Source organism: Myxococcales bacterium, from assembly GCA_016699535.1.
GTDB lineage: Bacteria > Myxococcota_A > Polyangia > Polyangiales.
In genome coordinates this window covers 3487089-3507755 of the sequence record CP064980.1, presented here as the reverse complement: position 1 = coordinate 3507755, position 20667 = coordinate 3487089, and the positions used below count along the sequence as shown (strand labels likewise).

Genomic DNA, 20667 nt, shown 5'->3' with positions numbered 1-20667 from the left:
GAGTTAAAGACTCTTACCGTCGTAGTGAGTTACGGGATAGTCGTTGATATCAACGTTGTCCAAACAGCGAATATTAATTGCTCGTGCCACAGGACCATTTGGCATCGTCCCTGCGCCGAAAGAACTAACGCCACAGTGCTTGCAAAAGTAGTGATGTATTGTTTTCTTCGCGAACTGGTAGTCTTGCAGGTCGCTATCTCCACTCAGAAGTTTAAAATTGTCTTCCGGGACGAATGCCAATAGATGAGCTTTCTTGGAGCATATTGAACAGTTGCACGAGATCACTTTTTCGATCTCCATCTCAACTTCATATCGAACTGTGCCACAATGGCATCCGCCGCTGTACTTCATGGATTGTCCTCCGTTAGCGTCAACTGATTTCCAAAATCGTATACCATTTCTATGCAGGTGCCGCTAATGGAAGGGTGAAAAAGAAAGTAGTTCCTTCGTTGACCTGTGACTCAAGCCAGATAGTGCCACCATGACGTTCGATGATGCGCTTTGCAAAGGCTAGGCCCACACCTGTGCCTTCCTCTTTGCCCCGTGCATTTGGTAAACGCTTAAATAGTTTAAATAAATTGCCGGTGTGTTTTTTATCGATACCCATACCGTTATCGCGTAGCCATATGAGCGCCTCTTTTCCATCCTCAGACGATTTGCAGCCGACTTCAATGACCTTTTCCTCATTGTTGTTGTATTTGATTCCATTGCTAATCAGGTTTTGAAATACACTTACGAGTTCTGTTTTCGCGCCCATTACCACGGGAAGATGAGGTTGAATCTTGAACAATACCTGCTCATGACTTAATTGTGCTATGAGCGTTTCTTTTGCAATGGCAATTATTTCTCGTAATTCGCATGCTGGGGAATTCTCTAATTGCTCATGTAGCCGTCGGAAGTTAAGGATGCCGCTGATCATATTGTGTGTTCGGTGTGCGAGGGTTTCGATTTTCTTTACCATGTCACGAAGTTCGGCATTCATCTGTTCAGCGTGATCTTCTAGAATAAAACCACAATAGGTACTGATGCCGCGAATGGGTTCTTTTAGATCATGCGATGCCGCGTGGACGAATTGGTCGAGATCCTCGTTGGCAATCTTGAGCTGGTTTGCGTATCCCCTTAAGGCAGCTTCTGTTCTCTTTCGCTCTGCTATATCAACGATTGTGGCAACGGCATGCAATTCACCACGATACTGTAGGGGGTTAAGTCCCACCTCCACGGGAATTTCCTTACCGCTGGATGCAAGGGCTACTAAGTCACGGTTCTGTCCGATAGCGCGCTTGCTCGGACTCTCGAAAAACAGATTACGACTTTTTGTGTGCGTTTCTCTGCTTTTCGTTGGGACAAGCTTTTCGATCGTCTGTCCTACGATCTCATCTGCATTGTAGCCGAGCATATCGGTAAGTTGAGAGTTCACCCGTTTAATTATTCCGTTTTGATTCGCAATAACAAGACCACATGTCACAGACTCGAGGGCAACAGATGCTAGTTCGTTGGCATCGATCTTGTCTATTTCAAGGAGCTTTTCGTCCTCGGTGTCTCGAATTGCACCAACCCATTCGACGATTTCCGAAGAAGTGTCTTTTATTGGAACGGCACGCGCTTCAAAGTGCCGATAGCTATGGTGCTCTTCGCTCCAAATTCGACCTTCCACGAAATACTGATCTCCTGTTGCGCATGCTTGCTCCCAGCTCTCCTGTACTCTCTTTTGGTCATCTTGATGAATCCTGTCGAGCCAGCCAAAGCCTTTGGATTTATCAAAGCTTTGACCGGTGTAGGCATTCCAAGAGTTTTGAACAGTGACGAGCTCGCCATTTTTATCTGCGGTCCACACAACAGCGTTTGTTGCCCTCACTAAGGAACGGTATCTGTTTTCATTTACCCGAATCTCTTCATACAAGGCTTTGTATCCCGGTAAACGAAGTGCTTTTGGCGCTACAAAAAACAAAGCAACTAGACTAGCTACAGAAATCACTGCCGTTATGGACTTTACGAACGCTGAAAATCGATAGATGGGAGCCCAGAAAATAATAGCTTCGACTAAATGAACCGTTCCGCAACTCAATATAAATAGTCCGAAAAGAATGTAGATACTACGGAATTGAATGTCTCGCCTCTGAAACGCAAAATAAGCAATTGTGGCAGGAATCAGAAAGTAGGCAGCAAAGGTAACAAGATCAGAAACAATGTGAACCCATCCAAGACCGTGGCTCCAGACTCCGCAATTCCAACGAGGAACAAAGCCCGTAGTATCAAATAGACGGGTCCCTTCAGCATGCATAGCTCCTCCTCAGATATGTGTGAATATGAAAACTGCGGCGATTAGCTTTATGTAAACATTCGTCCTACATGAACAATATACTTACTTACCTACATACTACCTTGACGGCAATTCCATAAGTGGTACTAAAAAGCATATGGGCCGTAAAGCTAAGATTCTCATGATAGATGATAGCAAACTTGATCAAGTAGCGGTCAAACGTGTCATTGACAAACTCTATGATGACAAAATTGGTTGCACCTTCCGTCAAGGAATTGACGATGCGATTGAAGAACTTTGTAGTGGAACATCAGGTGTTGAAACTTTGCCGGACCTTATTCTGTTGGATCTCAACTTGGACGATGGAAACGGTTTAGAGTTCATTGTCGAGCTAAAAAAACATCCACAAGCGCGCGCCGTACCGGTTGTTATCTTTAGTAGCTCAACTGATATAAATGACATACGCACGGCTTACGACAGGGGTGCATCGTCGTATTGGTCCAAGCCATGTAATCCACGGGATTTGGAAGTAGGTTTGCGTAAGCTTTGTGAATACTGGTTTAGTAAGCCCAATTTACTTCCACTGGGCTGCTCTTTTTTTGATTAGTTTACCTTAAACGGTGAAACTCATTTATCGACCAGGTTTGTTGATAACGGCAGCACAAACAGCATTAAGACAGGGTATAATTTATCATTTGGTTTGACCGCTGGGGAGGATCGGATGTTGCTAGACAACGGTGTTGTAGTGGACCAATCTGAGCCTGTCTTGAAAAACGAAAATGGCGCTTTTCGAGTTTTGCTCATTGAAGACAATTCTTTGGATGCTGAGTTAATCACTCGTACTTTGATGCAGCATGGCCAGAATTTGTCTGTCGATCGTGTCGAAACACTTGCTGATGCATTGCTGGCAGTGGAATGTGCAGAATACCAGGCTGTTTTGTCCGACCTTGAACTGCCTGACTCGAGTGGAATATCTACAGTCAAACAATTGCTCGCGTGCAGTCCTCAAGTTCCTGTCATTGTAGTAACAGGACACGAGGATGAGAAAACGGCAGTCGAAGCGCTCAAATTCGGAGCGCAAGACTATCTCTATAAGGGGCATGAAGGTGTGTCATCAACCATTCGCTCGGTCCGTTATGCGATGGAGCGTAAGCGCTTTTGCGATCAGCTTGTTCACATGGCTCATTATGACCAGCTTACTGGGCTAGCCAATCGTAGTTTATTTAATGAAAGACTGAAGCAGTCAATTGAACGGGCAAGACGCGCCGGAACAAAAACGGGTCTGTTGTTCATTGATGTCGATCAGTTTAAACAAATCAATGATGCATTCGGGCACGAAGTTGGTGATGAGTTGCTAAAACATGTGGCTGAACGACTTTTGCAATTTAGTCGCAGCACTGACGTGGCGGCACGTTTGTCTGGGGATGAGTTTGCCGTTATCTTGGAAAGTGTGCATTCTGATCGCGAAGCACATCTTGTGGCGCAGCGTGTGGTGGAAACCTTTACGCAGCCATTTGAAATAGTAGGGCGAGATATTTCTTGCTCGGTTAGTGTGGGTGTGGCTTTGGTCCCCGATAACGCAAGCAATGCAAAAGAGTTAGTTCGCAGTGCTGATGCGGCGATGTACCAAGTCAAGCGTTCCGGTCGAAATGGTGTGGCCATGTTTGACTACAGTTCTTACCGAAGCATGCAAGCCCGAATGCATTTGCTTGAGGAGCTCCGTCTTGCTGTCGAGAAGAAGCAGTTTGTTATTCATTTTCAACCACAGATTGATTTAAGAACGGGTCAGATTTGGGGTTTGGAAGCACTTGTTCGTTGGCAGCATCCAGAACGTGGGTTGGTATTTCCTATGGAGTTCATCCCCTTACTTGAAGAAGAGGGCAGAATCGTAGAGTTGGGAGGGTGGATTATACGCGAAGTTTGCAGGTATCAAAGCATGTGGCGGGCAGAAGGTCTTCGCGATGTTCGAGTCGCCGTCAATGTTTCTCCAAAACAACTCCTTAGCGCCGAATTTATGCCTCATTTAAAGAGTGCCTTTTTGGATTATGGAGTCAGTGCCGGAGAATTGGAATTGGAGATTACCGAGCACCTTTTTGCCGAGGAGACATCGCTGATTCGGTCGAGACTGACAGAACTCCGATCGCAGGGGGTAAGCGTTGCCATTGATGACTTTGGAACGGGTTATTCGTCCCTTGGCTATCTGCGTGATTTTCCGATTGATGTTCTCAAGGTTGATCAGTCATTTGTGCAGCGTTTGTGTTATCAAGTTCGTGATGCCGAGATTGCCCGCGCGGTAATAAGCTTGGGTGATATATTAGGCTTGGAAGTTGTTGCAGAAGGTGTCGAAGAAGAATCGCAGCTAAAGTTTTTGAAGGAGGCGGGGTGTGCTGTAGCCCAAGGTTTTTTCTTTAGCGAAGCGAAACCTGAAGACGCGGTATACGAGTGGTTATTGCCCGGGAAAAAGCTGTGGGTGGATAACTAGATTCGAAAGTTAGTTGTTTTGCGATAAGTGTGAAGTGATAAAAGATACGAGCTTCTTTGCGCAATCGTCGATATCCGTCTTCGTTGTGTCAAGCACAAGATCTGGATGGGAAGGCTCTTCATAAGGAGCGCTGATCCCCGTAAAGTTTTTTAGTTCTCCTGCCCGTGCTTTTTTGTATAATCCTTTGGGATCACGGGATTCGCATACTGCGAGCGGGGTAGCGACGTGTACCTCAATAAAACTCTTCTCAGGATGAATATTGCGAACGGTTTGACGGTCTTTTTCGTAGGGCGAGATAAAGGCGGCCAATACAACGATCCCTGCATCGCAAAACAAACGGCAGACTTCACCGATGCGTCGAATGTTTTCTTGTCGGCCAGTTGCGGTAAAATCGAGGTCACTGTTTAGGCCATGACGCAGGTTATCGCCGTCAAGCGCGTAGCTCTTGACACCTTGTTCAATCAGCAATCGTTCAGTACGCATGGCGATGGTACTTTTTCCGGACCCCGACAATCCTGTAAGCCAAACCGTCAGTCCGGGATGTCCATAGTGCTTCTTTCGCAATTTGGCGCTTACTTCACCCTCGTGCCAAACGATGTGCTTTATCGCCATGCTCATTCGTTGACCTTTAGAATCGCGTGAAAAGCTTCTTGTGGAATATCCACCGAGCCCACACTCTTCATGCGCTTTTGCCCTCTTTTTGCTTTTCGAGCAGTTTGCGCTTTCGCGATATATCACCGCCGTAACATTTTGCTGTGACGTCCTTACGCATGGCGCGCACTGTTTCTCGGGCGACAATGCGTGAACCAATGGCTGCTTGAATGGCGACTTCGTATTGCTGTCTAGGCACGATGGTTTTTAATTTTTCGGCGAGCTTGCGTCCAAGGACGAATGCCTTGTCTTTATGAACGATGGCGCTAAGAGCATCCACGCGTTCGCCGTTGACGAGCATGTCGAGTCGCACGAGCGGATTGCGACGGTAGTCGATAAGAGCGTACTCCATGGAGGCGTAGCCCTTGGTCGCACTTTTAAGACGATCGTAGAAATCGAAAAGCACTTCAGCCATAGGCAGCTCGTAGGTAATAATCACGCGATCGGTTGTGACGTACTGGATGCCTTTTTGAACGCCGCGACGGTCCTGACATAGTGCTAAGACAGCACCGACAAAGTTTTCAGGGACATGAACCGCTGCCTTTAAAAACGGCTCCTCGATGTAGTCGATTTTTCCAGGATCAGGCAAGCGCGAGGGATTCTCGACGTCAACAACGTCTCCGCCCGTAGTGTACACGCGATACACCACGCTTGGCGCTGTGGTGATCAAATCTAAATCGTATTCACGTTCAAGTCGTTCTTGAACAACTTCCATATGTAAGAGGCCTAAAAAGCCGCAGCGAAAGCCAAAACCCAACGCATCCGACGTCTCGGGCTCGTATTGAAATGCACTGTCATTGAGGTTGAGTTTTTCAAGCGCATCACGAAGGTCGTTGTATTGGCCGCTGTCGGTCGGAAAGATTCCAGAAAACACCATGGGTTTGACTTCTTTGAAGCCGGGCAGAGGCTGTTTTGTGGGGTTTTTCGAATCGGTGATGGTATCGCCAATACGGGTTTCGTTGACTGATTTGATGCTCGCAGCGAGAAAACCGACCTCTCCGGTGTTAAGTGCGGCAAGTGCTTGCGGGAAGGGTGAGAACACACCAACTTCAGTGGCCTCGTAGTCCTGTCCGGTGGCAAGCATGCGAAACTTCATCCCTTTTCGTAAAGTTCCATCCACTACACGAACCAGCACCACCGCGCCGCGGTAACTGTCGTACCAACTATCAAGCACAAGCGCGCGCAGCGTTTCATCCTTTTTCCCCTTGGGAGGTGGAACCTTTTTGATGACTGCTTCAAGAATTTCGTGAATACCTGCACCCGTTTTTGCGCTGGCGGCGATAGCTTCACTGCAATCGAGGCCCACGACCTCCTGGACTTCGTGTCGAACGCGATCGACATCCGCACTCGGTAAGTCGATCTTGTTGAAGACCGGGATGATTTCAAGGTCGTTTTCAAGGGCGAGATAAACGTTGGCGAGGGTCTGGGCTTGCACGCCTTGGCTCGCATCGACAACAAGCAACGCCCCCTCGCATGCAGCAAGCGATCGCGATACCTCGTAGCTAAAATCCACGTGTCCAGGGGTGTCGATCAAATTGAGCTGGTAGCTTTGTCCATCGTCGGCCTTATAGCTTAGGCGAACAGCTTGGGCTTTAATCGTGATGCCCCGTTCACGTTCCATTCCAGCTTATCGAGGAATTGGTCTGTTCTTTGGCGCTCGCTTAAAGCTCCAGTGTACTCCAGAATGCGATCCGCAAGCGTGCTCTTCCCATGGTCAATATGGGCGATGATGGAGAAATTGCGGACGTTTTGAATGGTATCGCCGTTCACTTCCGACGTTTGTTCTGACTTTCCCCTAAGCTGAGTTGTCCGGGGAGTTGATCGTTATAACGTTCAAGCACCAAATCGATGCCTTCACGGATGTATACTGCTACAGGAACTTTTGTTCGTTCGTGAAGCAGTTTGAGCTTTTCGCTCTGTTCCGGAGTAATGTAAATGGTGGTGGAGATTTTTTTACGGGCCATCGAAAAACTGACTGTTCGGTGAAGAGGTATTGCTTTCGTATGAACATACATGACAACATACGTACCGTCAATCAAGAATGCTTGCCAGCCAAGGTGCTAGGACGCTATGGTAACGCCCTGAAAGGCGAAAAATAATGAGATTTATCAAGCATTTCCCAGCAACGGTCCATTTAGCGCTTCTTCTTGCGGCTTGCGGTTCTTCTGGAAGCACGCTACCGAAAGGTTCTTTAGGCGATGAGGAGATGCGAGAGCTTTGTGAGGCTTCTGGCAAAAACCGCCACACGGTAGACGTTAACAATGATGGGCGTGTTGATATTTCGCATTACTTTAAAGATGGCGTCGAGCGCTGTGTTCAGTACGACATGAACTATGACGGCAAGATTGATGCCACGCGTTTTTTCGACACCGATGGCAAAACACCGATTCGGGAAGAACACGACTTTGATTTTGACGGACGCATCGATCAGCTTACTTTCTTTAAGCACGGTAAGATTGAACGAAAAGAACTCGACACCAACTTTGACAACGTTATCGACTATTGGGTCTGGTGTGATGGTAAAGCGGTCTCCAAAACCGAGCGTGATCGTTATCACAATGGTCGGGTCGACGTTTGGGAGAGCTATAAAAATGGTTGGCTCACCGAAGTTGTCTACGATGACAACAACGATGGCGATCCAGAAAAGTGGGAAATTCTTCGAAACGGAAGCGTTGTTGAAGTACGTTACGATACCGATGGCGACGGTAAAGCTGACCGAAACGAAAAGTTTCCGAGTGCTGCAGCGGGTCCGCCGACCGAGCCAATGGCTTGTGAAGGGGGTGTCTTGGAAATCCCGGAAGAGGAAGTGAACTATTCAGCTCCTCCAGCGACGGAAGCAAAGACCGATGAGCAAAGCGAGAGCTTTGGCGACGAGTCTCCCGCTGAAAGCGAACAAGATGGCCAAGACAATGATGATGCTGCGTCGGGAGAAGAACCATGAAAATCAGGATAAGCCTAGCCTTGGCTCTTATAGGTGCCTGCGGTGGAGGGGACGCTTCAGTGCAAGGGAACCTTGCAGCGACTATGCCGAGCACTGGCAGTTCAGGCTCAGAAGATATTTCCTCAACGGATCTAATGCTTTGTGATGTTAAAAGCCCGGGACGTGAGATTAGCGAATACGATACCTCGGGTGATGAGCGTCCGGACATCCGCAAAGTATTTCAAAGTGTGGGCGAGGGTGCCGAACGACGCTTGATACTTGTCTGTCGAGAAAGTGATTTAAAACGCAGATGGTGTAAAAGATGTTGTACGTCACTACAATCAAGACGGGCGTCCTTTGCGTGAAGATGCAGACCGTGATTTCAACGGTAAAATAGATTCACGGGTCTACTTCGAAGATGCCAAAATCGTGCGAAAAGAGTTCGATAATAACGGCGATGGCAAAATCGACAACAAAGTGTATTTCGAAGACGGCAAACCTCTGCGCGCTGAAAGCGACATTGCCGGCCGCAGCACTGCTGATCAATGGAAGCCGGACCGTTGGGAATACTATGAAAATGATAAAGTCATTCGCATGGGCACTGACCTTGATGGTGATGGACGCGTGGATCGTTGGGAGCGTGATGACCGTTTCTTTAAAGAAGAAATGACCACTTCTTTGGGGGATCCTTTGATGACATCCGAAGAAGAAGCACGGAAAAAAGAGGAAGCCGCTAAATAGGTTTCATGTGTTGTGGCAGAAAAACTAGAACGACTTCAAAAGATACTTGCCAAAGCGGGCGTTGCGTCGCGCCGAGCTGCTGAAGAGCTTATTATTAAAGGTCGGGTACGGGTTGACGGACGCATTGTGACTGAACTTGGGAGCAAGGCAAATCCGCGTCGTGCCAAAATCGAAGTCGACGGTAAACGCATTGTCTTAGAGCCACTGGTTTACTTTGTTTTTCATAAACCAAGAGCCGTGCTTAGTACGCTTTCGGATCCTGAAGGGCGTGAATGTCTTGCTGACTATATCAGAGATGTTCCGGAGCGTGTCTATCCTGTTGGTCGATTGGATTATCACACCAGTGGTGTTTTGCTTCTGACTAACGATGGTGAGCTCTCTGAAGCTTTAATGCATCCAAGAGTCGCTGCACCCAAAGTTTACATCGCGAAGGTGTCCGGCAAAGTGTCTGTGGACGATTTACAAAAGTTAACGCAGGGGATTGTCCTTGATGATGGCTACAAGACCGCGCCGGCGAAAGTTCATGTTGATCGCGAAGAGCCACGTTCGACATGGCTGCGTATCGCATTGCAAGAAGGTAAAAACCGCCAAATCCATCGTATGCTGGAGGCGTTGGATAAACGGGTTATGCGATTGGCGCGGCTATCACACGCTGGTATCGATGCCGAAGGCTTGCGACCTGGTCAGAAACGCCCATTAAAAAAGACCGAAATTGAAAAACTAAAAAAACGCTATTTGACTGATAAAAAGAGTGACGTTACGCGTTGACACAAAAAGCTTTAGAAGCTTATAATGCGCTCCAACTGACGCGGGGTGGAGCAGCCTGGTAGCTCGTCGGGCTCATAACCCGAAGGTCGTCGGTTCAAATCCGGCCCCCGCAACTAAACTGAAAAAGGCACAAAAGAAGCGGACGCAAGTCCGCGTTTTTGTGCCTTTTTCAGTTTAGTCTACGAGCATTCGCGAAGCGAAGCGCAGTAAACTAGGGTAAGGAAGCACCTTGCAGAAGAGCCACAGACGAAGCGGACGCAAGTCCGCGTTTTTGTGCCTTTTTCAGTTTAGTCTACGAGCATTCGCGAAGCGAAGCGCAGTAAACTAGGGTAAGGAAGCACCTTGCAGAAGAGCCACAGACGAAGCGGACGCAAGTCCGCGTTTTTGTGCCTTTTTCAGTTTGCTCGACGAGCATTCGCGAAGCGAAGCGCAGTAAACTAGGGTAAGAGATCAGTTCCCTAGAATCAGGGGATATAGTGTACGGCAGTGATGTTTCCTGAGGAGAGACCGTCGACACAGGTGAAACCTGACGTTGGGATGGTCCAGCGATAGATTCCAGAGCCGAAAATTGTTGGATTACCAAAGTTGTTTGTCATCTTTGTAACTACCCTTTCTGCGGGTCCAGCGAAATCAATATCGATAGTATCAATGCCCTGTGCTTTGCTACATGAAGCTACATTCATCAAAAGTTTACATATGCTTCCGCTTCCTTGTTGTACGGCTTCGAAGACGTTAATACCAAAGCGTGCGACGCTGGTGTTAGGGTCAAAAGCGTAGATGCCGTCCAAATAAGAAAGAAACTCTGTTGCCCCCGCTGCTGAGGGGGCGCTGAATTCGAAACCTGCTCGGCCGGCTGTGCGTGCTCCGGTGATCAAGGCATTGCACCAATCCGGTTTGTTGCTTGGATCGTTTGGATCATTTGGATTCGGCGTTGCAAGTCCAGGATGGCCGCCGATAGCAATTAACTGCTCGATGTGCGCTCTGAAAGCGTCGGTCCCGAAGTCTGCTGCATTCGGCAACCCGAGATCCGCGGCCATCATGCCTCGATCGAACTCCGGCTTGATGTCCATGATAACTGACCCCACACTACGGCCAATCGATTGAGCTAGTAAGGAAATAATTTGTGAGACTTGCGAAGCTAGAGCGCTGATGGTTGGCCAGGCATTCTCCGCGATATATTCTGCACCATTGACCATGGTTTCAGTGGTGTCCCAAACAGCCTGAGGTACGTCGACCCCGTTTGCTTCGAGCAAGCTAAGATACCCAAGGATTGCAACTCCAGCGATTACAGCGACATGCCAAACCAGAATTCCTGCCCCAACTTCGGCAAAGAGAAGTGCCGAAATACTTTCGGAGTGATCGTGGTCAAGTTCGTTTGAGTTCGAGCTCTCAGCGGTACAGCCGTTCAACAAAAGTGCAGCGCTTAGAACGAGTAGGCCTACATTTCTTACAAAGTTGCGTCTCATGATGGGGGCATAGTAACGCAAAAATCAGGCCAACTTTAAAACAAAAAAAATTGCTTAAAACGCGGGAAATTTTAACCACTCCGCACATAAAGTGGCTACTATTGTTTCCTCGCTGGAGTCACTTTAGGACACAATTGCATGTCCTTTTAGTGATTTGGAGTCCGACAGGACTGCAAGCGCGAATACAATCTTACCTAGTAAAGGCGTTTCTGACCGTTTAGCTGCGTGAAAAACATAGGGTATTATTGTGTTTGGGTGGGGACTATTGTCCGCCAAAGAGGAAGAAAGCGCCAACTGGCTCAGTTGAGATGACAGCAACAGAATCGCAAGTTGGTGCAAAAAGGCGGCTAAAATGAAAATGTGAAAAGGGTTGGTTTTGAGCACACTTTTTGCTGTACGGTCTTGGACAAAAGGTATCGATGGACCAAAAAAATAAAACCTTCCTTATAAGCCTATACTTGTCAGGAATATATTCACCCGTGCGCTACTGCGCTGTTGTGTTGTTTGTCGCTCTGTCAGTTGCTTGCGGTGTTGAGCTAGACTCAGGCCTTGAACATCAGTCTGATATGCAAAGCACTGATGTTCACCCAGACCTGAGATACCGTTTGGAGGGGGCCAAAAACATCTACCGCAACGCTACCAATCGCTATTACCGAGGAAGTGATCGCAACCTTCTTTTTATGCAGCATGGCCATTTCACGTTGTTTGCAGCTCAACAACATGAGCCAAAGTCAAAACCTAGTCGAAAACTCAATTCATGCTTGCGCTGATGCTGCAAATGCAGCAACGGCCGGCGCCGATCTCAGTGCTGATACTCTATACAAAATCGTAATTAAAAAGACGTTGGAGCGCTTTCTTTGCATTGATTTTAGATTTGATAGCGAGTGGGGCATTTTCAACACCAATCCCCTCGATGGAAGTTGCAACTGGTGTGACGGCGTAAAAGAGCAATCGCTTGTGATTGACGCTTCTGGCGCTGAAGTTCAGGTTTCTGGCAGCTTGGCGTTTGGAAGCGTTGTCGAGCTTGGTCTAGGAGCCGATGCTCGCGGTATCGTGATCGGTGGACAAAGCGAAGCCTCCGGGCAGTGGGTGTATTTCCTTGCGGCCGACAGGGTAGGTACCCACGATTGGGCCGCTTTGCATGAGGCCGTTCAGTCCGACAGCATTCATGACTTTTATCTCATTGATCCTGCGTTTGGTGCTGGGGATATCAGCTCGGCCGAAGGATCGCTAGCGAGTGCGGCTTTGATTTCGGATAAAGGAAGTCGCGAACAGTGGTTAAACCTTATCGCTGAAGCAAACCATTCTTCTGCATTAGGATCTGCAGATTTGATAGCGTGGAATAATGCTATCACTGAGCTTTTAGCTGCGCCGAACACCCAGTCTGGCTCTGTGCAAATCGAAGGCATGCGGCTCGACTGGTCTCGGATTGGCACCGTTGTTGTTGTTTCCATCGTAGCAATTGGCATGGTTGCTGCTCTTGTTCTGGCAGCGCTGCCAAGCTCCGTTATTGCGGGTCTCTTTGCCGTGGTAGTTGCTGTCTCACTTTGGATTGATCATCTCCTTGGTTTTGATAAAGACACAAGTGAAATCACCTTGGCGCAAGCCCTGTCAGACTATCTTCGAAGCGAAGTGCTTGCACTACACGAAGATATTAATAGCTACCTTTTTTAATCCAGCATCAAAGAGCGTGAATGTCTTGTTCAGAAGGCGAAAAAAGCTCTCGATGAGCTCGCGGCCTAGCGCTAACTATGTCATCGTTCCCCGCCAAAGGCTTCGTTTATCGTCTATGCCAATCCGTATTTCCATCTTGTTTCTGCTGCTTTGTTGTCTTGGACCGAAGCATGTTTATGCACAAGATGCTAAGTCACCCAAGTTACGGAATAATAAGAAACAAGCCGAACCAAGCTTGGACTTTGGCTACTGGTCTCAAGGCAAGACACGTTTTTTTGCTTCAACACGAATGGAACTCGGCGCGCCTTATCTTCGACCGGCTGTGGCCTTTGGTTATGGCAAACCACACTGGATATGGACCGGGGTTGATTTCAACGCGATAACGACGGTCGAGTTCGCACAAGCTTACGGTGGTGTCCGTGTGGCGACACCGGTACTTGATATCTCTGCGGGTTTTCGCGACACGGCTTCGTACAATAAGACTTTTTATAGTCCACAACAACAGTATACCCGGAGCGATGTCTACGACACACCCGGAGCGCGTGCCAGGTACTGGGCTTTCGAATTTGAAGCAGTCGGCATTGTGCCTTTGCCTCACGCGGCTTTGGTTGCTGACTTTATCTTTATTCATTCCGTGGATGTTCCCTCGAACCGTGTTTTTTATGATGAATCGTATCGTGCGCTTGTAGCGGATTCAACTTATTTTGTATTTCGCTTTGCAGCACTTGCACGTTTGTTGAACCAGGACTCGCTTCGCGTTGGTGTCCTTGCCGAACACGTCTTTGGTACAGCCAGGCCCGAAGGCGTGTGGCGAATCGGTCCTGTCTTATCGTTTCAGTTGACAGAGCATCTGGAAATCGCGAGCGCTCTTACAATGGCTGTGGCCAGCCCGGACTCTTTAGGCTTTGTGCTTGGTGCATACGGTGTTGCCGGATTGCGCTACCGTTGGGCAACGGGTGAAAGTAATCCAAAACTTCCTTGGCGTGGTGAGATGCTTCCGTAGTTTACGGTCGGGAACATGCTCGGAAGCGGCTGAAACGTCGCGCGCGATGCGCATGCAATTTAGTTTCGCACAAAAGACACCGTTTTCTATCCGACAAGTTCTTCATACACGTCGTAATGGGTGGGTTTCATTCCAAGCTGCATATAGCTTTGTTGTGCGATTGTGTTTTCTCGCTCAACATAGAGCCGAATACCAACCACGTTACCGGCTGCTTTGGCCCGCTTGCGTGCTTCTTCATGCATGGCTCGGTACACGCCTCGGCGTCTTACATTCTCATCGACGTATACCGATTGAATCCACCAAAACAGCCCATTGCGCCAGTCGCTCCACTCTTGAGTAATCAGCAAACTACCTACTACTTCGCCATCTATTTCGGCTACCAAGTAGCATCCAAACTCCGGATTGTTGAACACGGTGCGCACCCCAGTTGATACTGTTTCTGCATCAAGCGACTTACCCTCGGTCACCCAGGCCATCCGCTGTTGGAATGTTGTAATCACTTCTGCGTCTTTAATGCAACCATCCCGCACGATCAGATCGCTCATGTTTGCCCCTTGCATTGTAAGATTCTGCTGGTCAATGTGGCTTCTAACGCCAGAAAAGAATCTGAGTATACCTAAGAGTCAATTACTGCACCAGAGCATGCCATGCTTGTTTCAGAACATTTGATGGATGCGGTGAGGCTGTGTTTCTGCTATGGCTTTGTTCATGGTTAAACATACTAAAATTCGGTGTACTTGGTGTGGATCTGATCCTTTGTATGTACATTATCACGACACTGAATGGGGTGTGCCGGAGCATGATGACCGAGCGTTGTTCGAGAAGTTGATTCTCGACGGCTTTCAGGCGGGGCTGTCGTGGTTCACCATTCTGAAAAAGCGCGAAAACTTCCGCAAGGCTTTTGTGAACTTTGAGCCCGAGAAGATTGTTCGCTTTTCAGAGAAAAAGATTGCATCACTTATGAGCGATGCTGGGATAGTACGGAACCGTGCAAAAATTTCAGGAACGATAGACAGTGCAAAAGCTTATTTGCAACTACGTGATAGCGGGCAAAGCTTTAACGATTTTCTTTGGAGCTTTGTTGAGCACGAGACCATTTGCAATCGATGGAGTAGTCTAAGTGACTTGCCTGCGCAGACCACACAAAGCCAACACATGTCGAAAGCTCTGAAGAAGTTAGGTTTTCGCTTTTGCGGACCGACTATTTGCTATGCCTTCATGCAAGCTGTGGGGATGGTTAATGATCATATGGTTGAATGTTTTCGATACGCTGAACTGCAAAAAGGGGGAGAAAGTCATCTTAAGAAAAAAGCGCAAACGGTACCCGTTCATCACTGAGGATAGTCGTGTTTAGTTGAAATCGACTTCGCGAACACCTTTGCGGCTCCGGACTTCTTCTACGTTAGCTCGAATTTGGTCGCGTACACTGTCTGCTTGATGGACGGCACGAAGCATGACTTGGGCGTTGCTGATATCGGATGTTGCGAGAATGATGTTTCCGACGCCGAACAATCGGAACACAAACGGCTGCTCAAAACGCGTGTCTTTGACTCGATAAAGTTCGATATCGTCGCTATGTTTGGAAAGTATACCATAATGCATCTTCAGGCGCTGGTTCGTAAGTTCGTAGCGTGTGTTTTTCAACTCCAACCATTTCCACAAGGCGTAAAATATCGGTATGACTAAAAAGCACAGTAAAAAGCAGACAACATATACTTTTAAGTTAAGCACTTGAGAGGGGCCGCCAGTCCAAATTGTTTTTTCATCGTTCATAGTTTCTTTATGTACCGCTAAAACAACGCTAATTTCAAGAATCCTTTGCTCGAATAATGCTACGGAGCACTGTGTTTTCTTGCCAACGTCACCGTATGATCGAGAAGCTCTACTCCTCCGGGCGAACCGTGACTTGGTACAACAAGGCCTAGCTTTGGGTATTGGGCTTTTAGGGCAAACACGGCATCGTCCCAATGATTGACATCCCCAGGTGAATCGCTCTTTTTGATGGTGAAGGTGGAGGGGTGGTGCTTTCAGTACTCGGCCTCGGCGATGGCCTTGGGGATCCGCAAGCACACTGTATTGTAATTGATAAAGCCAGTCGCATTGAATCCATGGCCGTGTATCTGCGCATTGCAGAACACTAGGTTAGTCGCCAAGTTTTGACAACAGGATTTTACCTTAGGAAATTAATGCCGGCCTTTGATAAAACAGCTACCTTGTCGTTGAAGAGTTCATTGCGGCTCGTGGTGTTGCTCTAGCCATGTGCGTAGCTTTTGCATATCTCTATGGCGGTACTTAAGCTCGGGAAAGATTTCCAAGGTTTCAAGCTCGATGCTGGCCCGAGTGAACTTCCCCAACTTAATGAGGGCAATCACGCGGTTGTAACGCGCTTCGGCATTGAGCAATCCATTTGGAAAATCTTGAATATAGTTGTTCCAGGCATCCAGAGCCGATGGGTAGTCCCTTTTATAAAAATGCAAAGCATGCGCACCGAGATATGCGTGTCGCTCTGCTCCTTTTAAAGTGTCGAGTTGAGGAGGCGATGCAATTGCTTGGTTTGGTTTTGCTAAGAGATGTGTTTTTGGCGGTGCCAGATCTTGGCCGGTTTTGCTTGTTTGCGAAAATGCCCTCTCGGCATTGTTGAAATTGTTTGCTGAGGCGACTGCTACGCTTGGTTGGTTTTTCGGCGACGAGGAGAGTCTCGTTGCCATACCTTGCGGATGTGGTTTCTGTGGCGCTGGCGCTCGCAATAGTAAAAATGGAAACTCTAGCTCGTAGTGCAGGGTCGCCCAGGCACTTGATGCAAAAAGCAAAGCAGCCACCGCAATAACTACGGGCCAAATATGCTTTTCGTCTTTCTTTAAAACCAAATCTTGCAAAATACGCGCGCGTGTACGTGGAGCGTTTTTGGGATCTGCTTGTTTGTGCCTGAGGGCAGCGATCATCAACTCAAGTGGGTCTTGGTTCGTCATTACAAGACCTCCTTTTCTAGGTAAGAGCGAAGTTTTCGCTTTGCATGGAAAAGTCGTGTTCGAACGGTTGCTGGGTGAGTGTTGAGAATTTCAGCTACTTCTCCAGTGCTCTTTTGTTCGACTTCTACTAACACGAACACAATGCGTTGTCGGATGGGCAATCGGTCAAGCAGACATTGCATGTGATCGAGGAATTCAGTTTCATATGCTTGCGATTCAGGGCTATGAGAGGGCAAAGGGATTTGTTTGCTAAGCTTCGATAGAGCATGGCGTTTGCGCGTAGCCGAGCGAATTGCGCGCCGTGCGTGATTGATCAAAATACCGCAAAGAAAGGTTGATAAAGTACTTTGTCCTTTGAATTTTTGAATTGCGGATGGCAGAGTGACAAACACATCGTGCACGAGATCCTCTGCGCTACTTTCATCGCCGAGCAGGCGATACGCTAGGTTTCGGAGCTTACCTTGATAACGATCATAGACAGAAGCAATCGCATCACGGTGGCCCATTTTGATGTCTTCAATAAGAATACCGGTTTTTTGCACTTCATCCGAGGTGGCAGTACCCGCTTCGCTATGGGCAGCGTCCCAAGTTCCAAAAGAGCTTGTTGTGGTCGACTGGCCTTTCATGTCAAATCATCCACTCCAGCCCGATAAGGGCACCGCCCATATAGCGTGGTACGTCGGCCACGATTGAGCGTTGGCTAGGTTGCGTTTGGGTAACTTGGATAAGCGCAGATGTGGTTGTTTTGCTTAGATTGTAACGGAAGAACGGATTGAAAGAAAAACGGGTTCTTGCTGAAAGTTTGAAACTTAGGCCAAGCATTGAGTGCAAATATCCCGTAGTGTTTGTTTCAGAAGCTTCTTCGACATTGGCGATGCCTATACTAAACCCAGGGCCAGCGCCTACATCAAGCGATATTGTCCGGCTAAGATCGGCGCGATAGGAAAAGGTAAAAGGAAGCGAAAGCCATGTTACGCTACCCGGTGCGTTGTAGTCGGTCATTGAAGGTGCAGTTATAACTTGCTGTTCGAACACATTGGCTGTGTAAGCCGTGTGTGAAATATTGAAGCCGCCAGATAAACCGAATCCGTTAATTCGAAGCCCCACGTCGGCACCAAGTTGTGCGCCCAGGCCTTCTTCAGCTCCAAATACACCAAAGGATGCTATGGCGAAGGGCTCAAGATAGTTGGCTCTCTTGTTTACTCCTTTGGGTTTTTGATATTTTTCCTTCTTACTTGCTTTAGTTTTCTTTTTCACCTCAGCGGGCGGCGTTTTGACGGGAAGAACTACTTCCTTAACTTCAAAAGTTGCCGTTTGATCGCGTACTAGATTTCCAATGACAAGAGCGATTTGCTCCTCAATCGGATGCTCTGAGTTTCGTTCGGTGTCCCGTTGATAAAAGCGCCCCTCCGAATCGATATAGCGGAGCCGAATACCGGTGTCATTATAGTCCACAAAAATTTCGCCACCTTCCGGGACCGAATCTTCTAGGACATCGATTGCGCCCTCCTCCAGGGATAGTTCCTGCGCAATCCGCTTTTTGATGAGTTCCTGCAAGGCGGCGTCCTCGAAGCCACGCAAGTGCAGCCGTAGATGCTGTTGCGATGGCGTTGTGCTCTGTTCCTGAGCCTGGGCATATGGAGGGGGAATCATCTGAAGCCCAAAGACGAGCAGAAGAGCACACGCTGATTTCATCGTTATTTTTGTCATTGTATGATTGAGTGCCCGAAGCAAGTCGAGATGTTCAAAAAAATACAAATTTCGCTGAAAATAGAAAAATACAACATTCTCGAGTGACTAGACTGCTCTAGCTAGTAGCCTTTGGGCGATCACGGTAGTGGCGAGAGTTTTGTGATCGCCCAACTGTCATTTGCCCGCCGCGCGATGATGAGGACGCAGCTCAACTGCAAGATGTCTGGCAACCGCGAAGTGAATCTTGTTCAAATCAAGCGAGCTAGGTTTTATGGCTAAAACGATTAGCTTTTCAGCGTAGCGCTTTTGATCGAGATTTCCGTGGCAGACAAAGCGCGAGAGATGGGACAATTGGCCTTGGCTTTGGCAACGTAATCTTGAAACTCCGTGTCCTTGAGACCAGGAACTGTCGCTTCGGTACTAAGCTCAATCATGGTGATTACAGGACCGGTATCGTCACGTCCCAAGGTAACTTTGGAGGAGCTGCTAATCACGGTAGGGTTATGACCGTCTTTGCTTAACAGGGCGGACAAAAACATTGAAAAACATCCGGCATGCGCGGCGCCAATCAACTCTTCGGGATTGGTCCCTTTGTCCGAAGATTCAAAGCGAGAAGCAAAAGTGAAAGGGACATCGATGAAGCCACTCTCCACCTTCATCTGGCCTGAGCCTTCCTTGAGGGTACCGTTCCATAAAGCTGTTGCTGAGCGTGTCGTCATCGTTGAGCCTCCTAAGGCTAGGAGACAAGCAGATATACTCGGAAGATACAAGCCAGGACTATGGTTTTAGTGCTGTACCCATGCGCGAGCTTTATCAATTTCGATTTCCGGAAAATATTCGATCTCTGCTCCGGTGAAGGGCTTGGATAGAGTCGCCATCCATTTCTTTCCAGAATCATGAGCGACTAGGGCAATACGTGAAACATCGTTGTAATGCTTGGCATCGAATTTCAAATCTTCCCAGAGTGCCGGAAGAGTCCATCCTTGAAAATCGGACAAATGCAATAACAGCCCGATTTGTCCTTTTTCATTGATGCGTTCTTCCAACACTGGAATGAATTTCTGGTAATCGTCTTTGGCGAGTTTTCCATACACCTGCATTTCCAGTGCCGCTTCGCCCAGTGGGTTTATGACAATCGGCATTTTGCCTCCTTTGCTCGATGTGTGTACGGATGCGAACCTAACAAAAAGATTCCGATAACCGAAGGACTGCCAGTATTCTGAATAGTGTCTATCCATTGGATAGAAAGAAATAGTGTACCGAACTCCAGAGGTGATGCGGTCATCATGGAAAACTCGCTCGCTGAATTCGTGCTCGAAAAAGTGTCGAGGTGAAAAACTTTATTTTTGCTAAATTACGCACTTCGCTCATAATATTACCCGGGTAATATTATGAGCCAGCCTTGTTTCGAAAGCTTGGCATTGAGAGGTGGCGATTGATGGGGGAGAAAGCGGTATTTTTTGTGTTTGTTGGCAATCGATTGCTGGGACGAGGGAATTTAAAAAAAGTTGTTCGTCTGGCCAAGCCCTACGTGGATCGGGGCTGTCAGGAACGAATTGCGCTGTTTGATGAACAGAGTGGACGGGCAGTGGATGTTGATTTCAGTGGTAGCGAGACAGAAGTGATCGACAAGCTCGATGGTCAGGAGGTTGCAACGAAGGCAACGTCAGTCCATCGCGGTCCAGGTCGGCCCAAGCTTGGTGTGGTCTCACGAGAGGTCACGCTGCTTCCACGGCACTGGCAGTGGCTTTCTGAGCAACCCTCAGGTGCCTCGGCCACTTTGCGTCGACTTGTGGATAGCGCACGCAAGGCAAACGCATCACAAGACGCCATGCGGAAAATTATCGATGCTGCACACTGTTTTATTTGGGATATCGCAGGTGATCAACCAGGTTTTGAAGAGGCAGCACGCGCGTTGTTTGCACACAAGTTTGATGAAGTTGCTAGTCACATCGTCGATTGGCCTAAAGACATACGTAAACAATTGCATCGCTTTATCGATCAAGCTTGCCGTTGTCAGGATGCGTGAAATCGTTTGAGC

Annotated in this window: 22 protein-coding genes, 1 tRNA gene and 1 pseudogene; 11 read left to right on the top strand and 13 right to left on the bottom strand. The window is 48.0% G+C overall.

Going from position 1 to position 20667, the window contains the following annotated elements:
- Positions 1 to 3: 3 nt before the first annotated feature.
- Both IPJ88_16530 and IPJ88_16525 read right to left on the bottom strand, forming a co-directional pair.
- Positions 4 to 351 carry a GFA family protein gene (locus IPJ88_16530; protein QQR89765.1) on the bottom strand — a complete coding sequence of 116 codons (348 nt, stop codon included), beginning with the start codon at positions 349 to 351 and terminating at the stop codon, positions 4 to 6.
- A gap of 49 nt (positions 352 to 400) precedes the next feature.
- On the bottom strand, positions 401 to 2281 hold the full coding sequence (locus tag IPJ88_16525) for a PAS domain S-box protein (protein QQR89764.1): 1881 nt from the start codon (positions 2279 to 2281) through the stop codon (positions 401 to 403).
- A gap of 136 nt (positions 2282 to 2417) precedes the next feature.
- On the opposite strand from IPJ88_16525, the gene IPJ88_16520 reads away from it, so the two are divergent.
- Positions 2418 to 2867 (top strand): response regulator, encoded by a 450-nt coding sequence (locus tag IPJ88_16520; protein QQR89763.1) that lies wholly within the window; start codon positions 2418 to 2420, stop codon positions 2865 to 2867.
- Between the two features lie 114 nt (positions 2868 to 2981).
- Positions 2982 to 4742, top strand: coding sequence for an EAL domain-containing protein (locus IPJ88_16515; protein ID QQR89762.1), 1761 nt, complete (start codon positions 2982 to 2984; stop codon positions 4740 to 4742).
- A gap of 9 nt (positions 4743 to 4751) precedes the next feature.
- On the opposite strand, the gene cysC is transcribed toward IPJ88_16515, so the two are convergent.
- The 3 genes and pseudogenes from cysC to IPJ88_16500 all read right to left on the bottom strand — a co-directional run bounded on the left by cysC (position 4752) and on the right by IPJ88_16500 (position 7357).
- On the bottom strand, positions 4752 to 5360 hold the full coding sequence (gene cysC / locus IPJ88_16510; protein QQR89761.1) for an adenylyl-sulfate kinase: 609 nt from the start codon (positions 5358 to 5360) through the stop codon (positions 4752 to 4754).
- Positions 5357 to 7163 (bottom strand): annotated as a pseudogene (gene lepA, locus IPJ88_16505) (elongation factor 4). Before lepA ends, cysC begins: the two are co-directional and overlap by 4 nt.
- Positions 7160 to 7357 carry a ribbon-helix-helix domain-containing protein gene (locus IPJ88_16500; protein QQR89760.1) on the bottom strand — a complete coding sequence of 66 codons (198 nt, stop codon included), beginning with the start codon at positions 7355 to 7357 and terminating at the stop codon, positions 7160 to 7162. Before IPJ88_16500 ends, lepA begins: the two are co-directional and overlap by 4 nt.
- 134 nt (positions 7358 to 7491) lie before the next feature.
- Between IPJ88_16500 and IPJ88_16495 the strand changes: the two genes are divergently transcribed.
- From IPJ88_16495 to IPJ88_16475, 5 genes are all read left to right on the top strand, one after another.
- Complete coding sequence (locus tag IPJ88_16495) at positions 7492 to 8334, top strand: hypothetical protein (GenBank protein ID QQR89759.1); 843 nt, start codon at positions 7492 to 7494, stop codon at positions 8332 to 8334.
- Entirely contained in the window at positions 8331 to 8678 is a 348-nt protein-coding gene (locus tag IPJ88_16490; protein ID QQR89758.1) for a hypothetical protein, read from the top strand. The genes IPJ88_16495 and IPJ88_16490 overlap by 4 nt, the downstream gene beginning before the upstream one ends.
- Positions 8671 to 9054, top strand: a complete 384-nt coding sequence (locus IPJ88_16485) for a hypothetical protein (protein QQR89757.1) — start codon at positions 8671 to 8673, stop codon at positions 9052 to 9054. Before IPJ88_16490 ends, IPJ88_16485 begins: the two co-directional genes overlap by 8 nt.
- A gap of 12 nt (positions 9055 to 9066) precedes the next feature.
- Positions 9067 to 9822, top strand: coding sequence for an rRNA pseudouridine synthase (locus IPJ88_16480; GenBank protein ID QQR89756.1), 756 nt, complete (start codon positions 9067 to 9069; stop codon positions 9820 to 9822).
- 39 nt (positions 9823 to 9861) lie between these two features.
- Positions 9862 to 9935: transfer RNA gene (locus tag IPJ88_16475), tRNA-Met, on the top strand.
- A gap of 351 nt (positions 9936 to 10286) precedes the next feature.
- Here IPJ88_16475 and IPJ88_16470 read toward each other — a convergent pair.
- Entirely contained in the window at positions 10287 to 11288 is a 1002-nt protein-coding gene (locus IPJ88_16470; protein QQR89755.1) for a hypothetical protein, read from the bottom strand.
- Positions 11289 to 11975: 687 nt separating this feature from the next.
- Here IPJ88_16470 and IPJ88_16465 point away from each other — a divergent pair.
- Both IPJ88_16465 and IPJ88_16460 read left to right on the top strand, forming a co-directional pair.
- Complete coding sequence (locus IPJ88_16465) at positions 11976 to 12962, top strand: hypothetical protein (GenBank protein ID QQR89754.1); 987 nt, start codon at positions 11976 to 11978, stop codon at positions 12960 to 12962.
- Between the two features lie 52 nt (positions 12963 to 13014).
- Positions 13015 to 13965, top strand: coding sequence for a hypothetical protein (locus IPJ88_16460; protein ID QQR89753.1), 951 nt, complete (start codon positions 13015 to 13017; stop codon positions 13963 to 13965).
- 86 nt (positions 13966 to 14051) lie between these two features.
- Here IPJ88_16460 and IPJ88_16455 read toward each other — a convergent pair whose 3' ends face one another.
- Positions 14052 to 14525, bottom strand: coding sequence for a GNAT family N-acetyltransferase (locus IPJ88_16455; protein QQR89752.1), 474 nt, complete (start codon positions 14523 to 14525; stop codon positions 14052 to 14054).
- Between the two features lie 136 nt (positions 14526 to 14661).
- Between IPJ88_16455 and IPJ88_16450 the strand changes: the two genes are divergently transcribed.
- Positions 14662 to 15303: a DNA-3-methyladenine glycosylase I gene (locus IPJ88_16450; protein QQR89751.1), complete on the top strand. Its 642-nt coding sequence runs from the start codon at positions 14662 to 14664 to the stop codon at positions 15301 to 15303.
- A gap of 12 nt (positions 15304 to 15315) precedes the next feature.
- Here the strand turns inward: IPJ88_16450 and IPJ88_16445 are convergent, their stop codons facing one another.
- The 6 genes from IPJ88_16445 to IPJ88_16420 all read right to left on the bottom strand — a co-directional run bounded on the left by IPJ88_16445 (position 15316) and on the right by IPJ88_16420 (position 19768).
- Positions 15316 to 15738 (bottom strand): PH domain-containing protein, encoded by a 423-nt coding sequence (locus IPJ88_16445; GenBank protein ID QQR89750.1) that lies wholly within the window; start codon positions 15736 to 15738, stop codon positions 15316 to 15318.
- 455 nt (positions 15739 to 16193) lie between these two features.
- A complete protein-coding gene (locus tag IPJ88_16440) occupies positions 16194 to 16934 on the bottom strand; it encodes a hypothetical protein (GenBank protein ID QQR89749.1) in 741 nt (246 codons plus the stop codon).
- Complete coding sequence (locus tag IPJ88_16435; protein ID QQR89748.1) at positions 16934 to 17560, bottom strand: RNA polymerase sigma factor; 627 nt, start codon at positions 17558 to 17560, stop codon at positions 16934 to 16936. Before IPJ88_16435 ends, IPJ88_16440 begins: the two co-directional genes overlap by 1 nt.
- 1 nt (position 17561) lies before the next feature.
- The gene (locus IPJ88_16430; protein QQR89747.1) at positions 17562 to 18644 is read right to left on the bottom strand and encodes a hypothetical protein; all 1083 of its coding nucleotides are present in this window, start codon (positions 18642 to 18644) and stop codon (positions 17562 to 17564) included.
- Positions 18645 to 18910: 266 nt separating this feature from the next.
- Positions 18911 to 19345, bottom strand: a complete 435-nt coding sequence (locus tag IPJ88_16425; GenBank protein QQR89746.1) for an OsmC family peroxiredoxin — start codon at positions 19343 to 19345, stop codon at positions 18911 to 18913.
- Between the two features lie 66 nt (positions 19346 to 19411).
- Positions 19412 to 19768 carry an STAS/SEC14 domain-containing protein gene (locus tag IPJ88_16420; protein QQR89745.1) on the bottom strand — a complete coding sequence of 119 codons (357 nt, stop codon included), beginning with the start codon at positions 19766 to 19768 and terminating at the stop codon, positions 19412 to 19414.
- A 260-nt stretch (positions 19769 to 20028) separates the two neighbouring features.
- Here IPJ88_16420 and IPJ88_16415 point away from each other — a divergent pair, with 260 nt between their 5' ends.
- Positions 20029 to 20655, top strand: coding sequence for a DUF2239 family protein (locus tag IPJ88_16415; GenBank protein QQR89744.1), 627 nt, complete (start codon positions 20029 to 20031; stop codon positions 20653 to 20655).
- Positions 20656 to 20667: the final 12 nt, after the last annotated feature.

Excerpts from the sequence above, each read along its gene's own strand:
- IPJ88_16455 (QQR89752.1), bottom strand. The coding sequence starts at position 14,525 with ATGCAAGGGGCAAACATGAGCGATCTGATCGTGCGGGATGGTTGCATT.
- IPJ88_16465 (QQR89754.1), top strand. The coding sequence starts at position 11,976 with ATGGCCATTTCACGTTGTTTGCAGCTCAACAACATGAGCCAAAGTCAA.
- IPJ88_16425 (QQR89746.1), bottom strand. The coding sequence starts at position 19,345 with ATGACGACACGCTCAGCAACAGCTTTATGGAACGGTACCCTCAAGGAA.
- IPJ88_16495 (QQR89759.1), top strand. The coding sequence starts at position 7,492 with ATGAGATTTATCAAGCATTTCCCAGCAACGGTCCATTTAGCGCTTCTT.
- IPJ88_16525 (QQR89764.1), bottom strand. The coding sequence starts at position 2,281 with ATGCATGCTGAAGGGACCCGTCTATTTGATACTACGGGCTTTGTTCCT.
- IPJ88_16500 (QQR89760.1), bottom strand. The coding sequence starts at position 7,357 with ATGGCCCGTAAAAAAATCTCCACCACCATTTACATTACTCCGGAACAG.
- IPJ88_16440 (QQR89749.1), bottom strand. The coding sequence starts at position 16,934 with ATGACGAACCAAGACCCACTTGAGTTGATGATCGCTGCCCTCAGGCAC.
- IPJ88_16490 (QQR89758.1), top strand. The coding sequence starts at position 8,331 with ATGAAAATCAGGATAAGCCTAGCCTTGGCTCTTATAGGTGCCTGCGGT.
- cysC (QQR89761.1), bottom strand. The coding sequence starts at position 5,360 with ATGAGCATGGCGATAAAGCACATCGTTTGGCACGAGGGTGAAGTAAGC.
- IPJ88_16530 (QQR89765.1), bottom strand. The coding sequence starts at position 351 with ATGAAGTACAGCGGCGGATGCCATTGTGGCACAGTTCGATATGAAGTT.
- IPJ88_16435 (QQR89748.1), bottom strand. The coding sequence starts at position 17,560 with ATGAAAGGCCAGTCGACCACAACAAGCTCTTTTGGAACTTGGGACGCT.
- IPJ88_16445 (QQR89750.1), bottom strand. The coding sequence starts at position 15,738 with ATGAACGATGAAAAAACAATTTGGACTGGCGGCCCCTCTCAAGTGCTT.
- IPJ88_16460 (QQR89753.1), top strand. The coding sequence starts at position 13,015 with ATGAGCTCGCGGCCTAGCGCTAACTATGTCATCGTTCCCCGCCAAAGG.
- IPJ88_16470 (QQR89755.1), bottom strand. The coding sequence starts at position 11,288 with ATGAGACGCAACTTTGTAAGAAATGTAGGCCTACTCGTTCTAAGCGCT.
- IPJ88_16430 (QQR89747.1), bottom strand. The coding sequence starts at position 18,644 with ATGACAAAAATAACGATGAAATCAGCGTGTGCTCTTCTGCTCGTCTTT.
- IPJ88_16515 (QQR89762.1), top strand. The coding sequence starts at position 2,982 with ATGTTGCTAGACAACGGTGTTGTAGTGGACCAATCTGAGCCTGTCTTG.
- IPJ88_16520 (QQR89763.1), top strand. The coding sequence starts at position 2,418 with ATGGGCCGTAAAGCTAAGATTCTCATGATAGATGATAGCAAACTTGAT.
- IPJ88_16450 (QQR89751.1), top strand. The coding sequence starts at position 14,662 with ATGGCTTTGTTCATGGTTAAACATACTAAAATTCGGTGTACTTGGTGT.
- IPJ88_16420 (QQR89745.1), bottom strand. The coding sequence starts at position 19,768 with ATGCCGATTGTCATAAACCCACTGGGCGAAGCGGCACTGGAAATGCAG.